The 1,169-nt window shown below is 38.8% G+C and carries 1 protein-coding gene and 1 pseudogene; both read right to left on the minus strand.

Translation table 11 applies throughout. The annotated features are described in order from the left end of the window. Nucleotides 1–218: pseudogene (locus tag AB0G52_RS41245) on the minus strand (flagellin); the annotation flags it as partial. A 258-nt stretch (nucleotides 219–476) separates the two neighbouring features. Continuing rightward, the coding region (locus AB0G52_RS41250; RefSeq protein ID WP_361344468.1) for a flagellin at nucleotides 477–1,169 on the minus strand (693 nt) is incomplete at its 5' end.

Genomic DNA, 1,169 nt, shown 5'->3' on the forward strand with positions numbered 1-1,169 from the left:
ATTAAAGAGATACCATCTTGTGAGTTACGAGATGCTTGATCCAAACCGCGGATTTGTCCACGCATTTTTTCAGAGATTGCTAGTCCAGCAGCGTCGTCACCAGCACGGTTGATACGTTGACCTGAAGACAATTTCTCCATTGATTTAGATTGAGCGTTTGTTGCAGAGCTCAATTGACGATATGTGTTTAATGCAGCGATATTATGGTTGATTCTCATTTTAATTCTTCCTCCCTGAATGTAAGTGTCCACATCCTTGTAGACGTTTAGTGTTTTTATGATCGGGAAAGTTCTGCAGCTCTTCCCCTCTCTACTTTATATATCGGGAATTCAATCCTCTCATTAACAAGTAGATATTCCCAATAAACTTTCCTTCAGAGCTTTTATGTATTATTAAATATAGAAATGGATAACTAAAAAACAAAAAAGGACTGTCTAAAAATAGACAATCCTCTTTTGATAAGAAAATGATACAAATTATTGAAGTAATTGCAATACGCCTTGTGGCTGTTGGTTTGCTTGTGCAAGCATTGATTGAGCTGCTTGAGCAAGAATAGAGTTTTTCGTTTGTGTCATCATTTCTTTCGCCATGTCTACGTCACGTACACGAGATTCAGCAGCTGTCAAGTTCTCAGAAGATGTATCTAAGTTGTTGATTGTGTGCTCTAGGCGGTTTTGTAATGCACCAAGGTTTGAACGTTGTGTAGAAACTGACTTGATTGCAGCATCAAGTGTTGAAATTGCTCCACTTGCAAGCAAGTTAGTTCCTACTGAAATTTTAGCAGCTGTAAGACCAAGACTAGCTGCACCCATTCCACTAATGGAGAAGTTAATAGTTTGTCCATTATTAGCTCCAACTTGTAGTGTTGCTGAGAAAGAACCTTTTAATAGGTTTTGCGTATTGAATTCAGTTGTATTAGCAATACGGTCAACTTCAGACATTAATTGGTTCAATTCTGTTTGAATTTGAGTTCTGTCATCAGTAGTGTTAGTATCGTTACCACCTTGAACAGCTAGCTCACGCATACGTTGAAGGATTGCATGTGTTTCGTTCAATGCACCCTCAGCTGTTTGAATTAAAGAGATACCATCTTGTGAGTTACGAGATGCTTGATCCAAACCGCGGATTTGTCCACGCATTTTTTCAGAGATTGCTAGTCCAGCAGCGTC

The sequence above is a fragment of the Streptomyces sp. NPDC021562 genome (assembly GCF_040640875.1).
In the GTDB taxonomy this organism is placed as follows: domain Bacteria; phylum Actinomycetota; class Actinomycetes; order Streptomycetales; family Streptomycetaceae; genus Streptomyces.